Raw genomic sequence first — 6,247 nt, 5'->3', positions numbered from 1 at the left:
AGTCCCTGGCCGATCGCCTCGCCGAAGCCTTCGCCGAGCGTCTGCATCAGCGAGTCCGCAAGGAATTCTGGGGCTACGTGCCGGACGAGCAGCTGCCGAACGAAGCACTGATCGACGAGAAGTACCGTGGTATTCGCCCGGCTCCCGGATATCCGGCCTGCCCCGAACACACCGAGAAAGGCACCTTGTGGCAGCTGCTCGACGCCGAAGCGAATACCGGCATCAGCCTGACCGAAAGCTACGCGATGTGGCCGGCGGCGGCGGTCAGTGGCTGGTATTTCGCCAATCCGGAATCGCAGTACTTCATCGTCGGCCGCATCCAGAAAGATCAGGTCCACGATTACGCCGCGCGCAAGGGCTGGACTCTGCAGGAAGCGGAGAAGTGGCTGGCGCCGAATCTGGCTTACGAGCCCGAGGACTGAGGCCCGGCGGGCCCGCAACTGTTTAACGACAGACTGACGGGCGGCGGGGCGCAGAGACTTGGCACAGCTTCTGCTTGCCGGCAGGCGGTGGTCGGCGCAATGACAGCATCGGGCTGTCTCCGCCATACCTGGGAGAACGACGGTGTCTCGTCTGCCGATCGTCCTGTTGCTGCTGTTTGCACCGTTGACCATGGCGTTTGCCGAGGTGCCGCTGGCGGACTTCGCCCGCCACGATTCCTTTGACGATGCCTCGATCTCGCCGGACGGACATTACGTCGCCTTGACCATTCCGCTGGGCAACAGCCGTGGCGTCGCGATCTTCGATCTGCGGCAGGGCAAGCTGATTCTCAAACAGACCCTGGGCGAGGATCGCTTGGCGAACGGCTATCTGTGGGCCAGCGACGAGCGTCTGGTGGTGAGCCTGGCCGAGAACTTCGGCGAGCTCGAAGCGCCCTTTGCCACCGGCGAGATGATTGCCTTCAATGTCGATGGCTCCCAGCAGCAGTATCTGTTCGGCTTTCGCGGCATCCTCCCCTTCAACTCCACGTCCACCGGCGCACGCCCCGGAATTGCGCGGGCCGTCCGTGCCTTCGGCTATCCAATTCGCAGCCTGCCGAAGGATCCCGAGCACATCCTGATCAGCGTGAAGGATTTTGGCGACATCGCCGAAAAGGAAAAGATGACGGTGTTTCGCATGAGTGTGCGCAACGGCATGCTCGATCAGGCGCTGGTGGCTCCGATCAGCGGGACGGTGCGCTTCGTCGCCGACGATGACGGCTTCGTGCGCTATGCCAACGGTTCGGACGAGCAGAACCGGCCCCATTCCTATTCCCGCACACCCGAGCAGCCGGCCTGGTCGGAGTTGCCGGTGGCGGCAGGCAGCAACACCCGGCCGATGTTCCTGTCGAACGACAATCGGCGCGTGTTCCTCAGGTCAGACGAAGGGGGCCGATACGATTGTCTCGTCGAACAGCAGCTCGCCGACGGTGCCCGCAAGGTACTGGCCTGCGACGGCAGCTCGGACTTGCTGGATGTCGTCACGTCTTTCGATGGCAACGAGCCGATTGCCGTTCGCTTCCAGGACGGCCGCCAAGATGTTCGTCTGCTCGACACCGACCATCCTTCCCGCGAAAAGCTGGCGGTCTTGCTGAAAGCGTTTCCCGGCCAGCAGGTTCGCATCAGTTCAAAAACCCGCGATGGCAGCAAGGCGATCGTGCTGGTCGACAGCGACCGCAATCCGGGCAGCTTCTATTTATTTGATACGCAGGCCATCAAGGCGGTCCAGCTTGTCGGCCGTAGCTCCTGGCTGGACCCGGCGGTGATGCCGGAGCGCCGGCCGATCGACTTCAAGGCCCGTGACGGTGAACGAATCCGCGGTTATCTGACGCTGCCTCGTGGGGTGGAGGCAAAGCGGCTGCCGATGGTCGTCAACCCGCATGGCGGTCCGTTCCATGTCCAGGATGACTGGAGTTTCGACACCGATGCAGCGGCCCTCGCCTCGCGAGGGTATGCCGTGCTGCAGGTCAACTTCCGGGGCTCCGGTGGCTATGGCCACGCGTTTGTCGACGCCGGCAAACGCCGCTGGGCGACGACCATGATCGACGACATCATCGACGGCACCCGCTGGGCCATCGAGCAGGGGTATGCCGATCCCGGCAGGATCGGCATCTATGGCGCCAGTTATGGCGGCTATGCAGCGCTGATGAGCGGTATTCGCGAGCCCGATCTGTTCCGCGGCGTGGTGAGCTTTGCCGGGGTATTCGACCTGCCGAAGTTCAAGGCCGACACCGATATTTCCGAGCGCCGCAGCGGCCGCAACTACATCGATGAATCCATTGGCGACACCGTCGAAAGCTTGCGCGCCGCCTCGCCTTCGTCCTACATCGATCGATTGAAGACACCGGTATTCATCGTCCACGGCGAGGAAGATGAGCGGGTGCCGTTCAACCAGGCGAAGGAACTGCGCAAGGCCCTGAAGAAAGCCGATCATCCGCACGAATGGCTGGCGGTCGAAGCCGAAGGCCACGGCTTCTACAAGCCGGAGAACCGCACCTTGTTCCTGACCCGGCTGATCGCTTTCCTAGATCGCACGCTGGCCGCGGCGCCAGCCCCCTGATCCCTCAGCGCGAGACTTTCGGCTTCACGAACTTCAAGGTCATGCGGTCCGATTCGCCGATTGCGAGGTACTTGTCGCGATCGACGTCCTTCAGGCGCAGCACCGGCGGCAAGGTCCAGACGCCTTCCGGGTAGTCCTTGGTATCGCGCGGGTTGTCGTTGACTGGCGATGAGCCGCCGAACTCGAAGCCGGCACCGAAAGCCAGGGCCTTGATGTAGGCCTCGGTGACATAGCCGTTCTTTTTCGACTCCTCTCGCGACTGGCCGGCCGGAGCGCGGTGTTCGACGACGCCGAGCACGCCGCCCGGCTTCAGCGCCGCGTAGAACGCCTTGAACGCATCGGCTTCGTATTCGGCGGCCATCCAGTTGTGGACGTTGCGGAAGGTCAGCACCAGATCGGCAGTGCTCTGCGGGGCGATCTCGACCCGCTCCGGCGGCTTGAATTCGCTGATGTGCACCTTGTCGTAGGCGTCCGGCGCGGCGGCGAGCTTGTCGCGGAAGCTGGCGACACCCTTCTTGGTGCCGTCGCTGGCGTTGGGCAGGCTGGCGGCTGGCGTCGCGGCGTAGTACTGGCCGGCGTCGCGCAGATAGGGCGCCAGGATCTCCGTGTACCAGCCGGCGCCCGGCCAGATCTCGACCACGGTCATGTCCGGGCGCAGGCCGAAGAAGCTCAGCGTTTCCAGCGGATGGCGGTAGCGGTCGCGCTGCACGTAGTCAGGCGTGCGCAGCGGGCTGGCAATGGCCTCGGCGAGCGTCGGCGCCGCATGAGCGGCGGGCAGGCTGCCGAGCAGGGCGAGCAGCAGCAAGGTGGGGCGCAGGCTTCGAAGCATTTTTCAGACTCCCGATGATGGACGCGTCGAGTGTGCCTGTTGCCGCGGATCTTCGGTCAACAACAAAACGGCCAGCGTCCCGATCTGGAGCGCCGGCCGTTGTAGCCTTCAGCCCCGGCAAGCGGGGCGAAGGACGGGCTCAGTGGTGGTGACCACCGGCGCCGTGCACGTGGCCGTGCAGCACTTCTTCGACGCTGGCTTCGCGCACTTCGGTGATTTCCACGGCGAAGTGCAGGGTTTCGCCGGCCAGCGGATGGTTACCGTCGACGGTCACTTCATCGCCGTTGATCGCGGTGATCACGACGCTGACCGGGCCCATGTTGCTCTCGGCCTGGAACTGCATGCCCGCTTCGAGATTGTCGACGCCCTGGAACGCAGCCTTCGGCACTTTCTGGATCAGGGACGGGTTATGCGCGCCGTAGCCTTCCTCCGGGCTGACGACGACGTTCAGCTTGTCGCCCACTTTCTTGCCGACCAACTGCTTTTCCAGGCCCGGCACGATATTGCCCTTGCCGTGCAGATAGGGCAGCGGATCGCGCCCTTCGGAGGAGTCGATCACTTCGCCGGCCGAATTGGTCAGCGTGTAGTGGAAGTAGGCAACGCAGCGGTCTGCGATCTGCATGACGGGTACCGGTGGAAGAAAAATGAGCGCAGATGGTATCGGAATCGGGCTGGCCGGTCGTGACGCGGCGATGACCGAAGTTCGAAGGCCGGCTTGATTTCCCCGGTAATGCCGGCAATGTAAAGACTGACCATGCAGGTTTGGAGACGGACGATGAGCGCAACGAACAGTGGTTTGAACAGCGACCGAGGCAGCGTCTTCTGGGGCGGCGTGTGGATGATCGTCATCCCGGTGCTGCTGTTCTGGTTGCCGGGCATCGGCGGCTTCATCGGCGGCCTGGTGGGCGGCAAGGTGTCCGGCGGCATCGGTAATGCGTTGATCGCCTGGCTGGTGTCGTCGCTGCTGGTCGGTGTTCTGTTCGCAACCCTCGGCACGATGCTGACCGGCATGGTCGCGATCGGTGTGCTGGCGGGTCTCGGCGGCCTGTTCCTGGCGTTTCTCGATGCCGGCGCGCGCCTGATCGGCGCGATCATCGGCGGGCTGATTGCCTAGCTAGCTACCAGGGAATCTCGCGGCCGTCCCAGGCGTAGAAGCGGCCGCTGGATTCCCTGCCCAAGCTGGCGATCACGGCGAGCAGGCGTTCCGCAGCGAACGCCGGGGTGAACAGTTTGTCCGCCGCGACATTGCCGCGAAACGGCGCCGATAACTCGGTTTCCACCGTTCCCGGATGCAGCGATACGCAGATCAGCTGGGGCGCGCGGCGCGCCAATTCGATGGCGGCGGTGCGCATCAGCTGATTCTGCGCGGCCTTGGCAGCGCGATAGGCGTACCAGCCACCTAGGCGGTTATCGCCGATCGAGCCGACTCTGGCTGACAGCGTCGCCAGCACCGCCCGCGCGTCGTGGCTCAGCAGCGGTTGAAAGTGTTTGGCGATCAGAATCGGTCCGACAGCGTTGACCGCGTAGCTGCGCAGCAGTTGCTCCGCCTGCACGTCCGCCAATCGGCGCTCCGGTGACAGGCCTTCGCCGTGCAGCAGGCCGGCGGTGTTGATCAACAGGTGCAGCGCCGGATGACGGGCGCGCAACGCGATCGCGGCCTGTTCGATGCTCGCCTCGCTGCCGACATCAAGCGCGAGGCTTTGCAGACGTTCGCCGTGTTCGGTCTTCAGCGCAGACAGCGCGGGTGTCTCGACGGCCGAGCGCGAAGCTGCGGTCACGCAGGCCCACTGCGGATCGGCGAGCAAGGCTTCGACCAGCGCCAGGCCAATGCCGCTGCTACCGCCAATCACCAGTGCGTGCTGGTTCATGACTAATGTGGGTTCTCGAAGAACAGGTAGTTGGTCGAGTAATCGCTGATCTCGAAATAGACCTTCTTCTCGTCCGGGTCCTTCTGGAAATTCAGGTTTTCGTCGAGCACGCCATAGCCGTAGCGATAGGCGCGGACTTCGCCGGTGCCCGTGCCGCTGGCAGTGGTCAGCTTGTCGATGCCGATGAAGCGGCGCATGACCTTGTCGCCGGCGTAAATCTCGAGCACGCCGTTGGTGCCGGTCCAGTTCTGGATGCTGCGGCTGATCTGGTTCTGGGTTTCCTGCGTGCAGCCGGCGAGCGCCAGCAGCGCGAAGGCGGGGACCAGTTTCGGCATCTTCATCGGACAACTCCGGAGGGGCAGCGGGCGATCACAACACGGAGCGAGGGCAAAGTCAGCCTCACGCAAAGGCGCGAAGACGCAAAGTAAAGAAAAAGCCTTCTTCATTTTTTGTTGTTATTGGCGTCGTGGCGTCTTTGCGTGAGGCCCGCCTTTCACCCGCTCGGACGTCCGGTTTTGTGATCAATGGCACGCCTTCGTCGTCGGGGTGTATCCTTTTGCGCCTTTTCCCGTGATGGTTTTGACGATGTCTGCCCGCGTTGCCAGTGTTCGCCGCGATACCCGCGAGACCCAGATCGGCGTCGAGATCAATCTCGACGGTTCCGGCAAGATCCAGTTCGATACCGGCATCCACTTTCTCGAGCACATGCTCGAACAAGTCGCACGCCATGGGTTGATCGATCTCATCGTCGAAGCCAAGGGCGATGTCCACATCGACCATCACCACACCGTCGAAGACATCGGCATCTGTCTCGGCCAGGCCTTCGACAAGGCGATCGGCGACAAGCGCGGCATCGTTCGCTACGGCCATGCCTATGTGCCGCTCGATGAAGCGCTGTCGAGAGTCGTGCTCGACTGCTCCGGCCGTCCGGGCCTGGAATGGTTCGTCGAGTTCCCGCGGGCGCGGATCGGCGAGTTCGATGTCGATCTGTTCCGCGAGTTCTTCCAGGGCT

General features: G+C 63.5%; 8 protein-coding genes. 4 read left to right on the top strand and 4 right to left on the bottom strand.

What is annotated here, in order from left to right:
• Positions 1–422, top strand: a 422-nt coding sequence (locus QZY06_RS11440; RefSeq protein WP_295684299.1) for a vitamin B12 dependent-methionine synthase activation domain-containing protein, incomplete at its 5' end; no start/stop codon positions are given.
• A gap of 142 nt (positions 423–564) precedes the next feature.
• A complete protein-coding gene (locus tag QZY06_RS11435; RefSeq protein WP_295684296.1) occupies positions 565–2,538 on the top strand; it encodes a S9 family peptidase in 1,974 nt (657 codons plus the stop codon).
• A 4-nt stretch (positions 2,539–2,542) separates the two neighbouring features.
• On the opposite strand, the gene QZY06_RS11430 is transcribed toward QZY06_RS11435, so the two are convergent.
• Together QZY06_RS11430 and QZY06_RS11425 are read right to left on the bottom strand one after the other, a co-directional pair.
• Complete coding sequence (locus tag QZY06_RS11430; protein WP_295684294.1) at positions 2,543–3,367, bottom strand: methyltransferase; 825 nt, start codon at positions 3,365–3,367, stop codon at positions 2,543–2,545.
• Positions 3,368–3,506: 139 nt separating this feature from the next.
• Positions 3,507–3,989, bottom strand: coding sequence for a peptidylprolyl isomerase (locus QZY06_RS11425; protein ID WP_295684291.1), 483 nt, complete (start codon positions 3,987–3,989; stop codon positions 3,507–3,509).
• A gap of 153 nt (positions 3,990–4,142) precedes the next feature.
• Between QZY06_RS11425 and QZY06_RS11420 the strand changes: the two genes are divergently transcribed.
• Positions 4,143–4,481: a hypothetical protein gene (locus tag QZY06_RS11420; RefSeq protein WP_295684289.1), complete on the top strand. Its 339-nt coding sequence runs from the start codon at positions 4,143–4,145 to the stop codon at positions 4,479–4,481.
• A gap of 4 nt (positions 4,482–4,485) precedes the next feature.
• Here the strand turns inward: QZY06_RS11420 and QZY06_RS11415 are convergent, their stop codons facing one another.
• Positions 4,486–5,235, bottom strand: a complete 750-nt coding sequence (locus tag QZY06_RS11415) for an SDR family NAD(P)-dependent oxidoreductase (protein ID WP_295684287.1) — start codon at positions 5,233–5,235, stop codon at positions 4,486–4,488.
• Between the two features lie 2 nt (positions 5,236–5,237).
• Positions 5,238–5,576, bottom strand: a complete 339-nt coding sequence (locus QZY06_RS11410; protein WP_295684285.1) for a hypothetical protein — start codon at positions 5,574–5,576, stop codon at positions 5,238–5,240.
• Between the two features lie 244 nt (positions 5,577–5,820).
• On the opposite strand from QZY06_RS11410, the gene QZY06_RS11405 reads away from it, so the two are divergent.
• Positions 5,821–6,247, top strand: a 427-nt coding sequence (locus QZY06_RS11405) for an imidazoleglycerol-phosphate dehydratase (RefSeq protein WP_295684283.1), incomplete at its 3' end; no start/stop codon positions are given.

Source organism: uncultured Nevskia sp., assembly GCF_903885465.1.
In the GTDB taxonomy this organism is placed as follows: domain Bacteria; phylum Pseudomonadota; class Gammaproteobacteria; order Nevskiales; family Nevskiaceae; genus Nevskia.
Note: the sequence above shows the minus strand (reverse complement) of the source record. Positions and strands in the feature narration are given on the sequence as shown.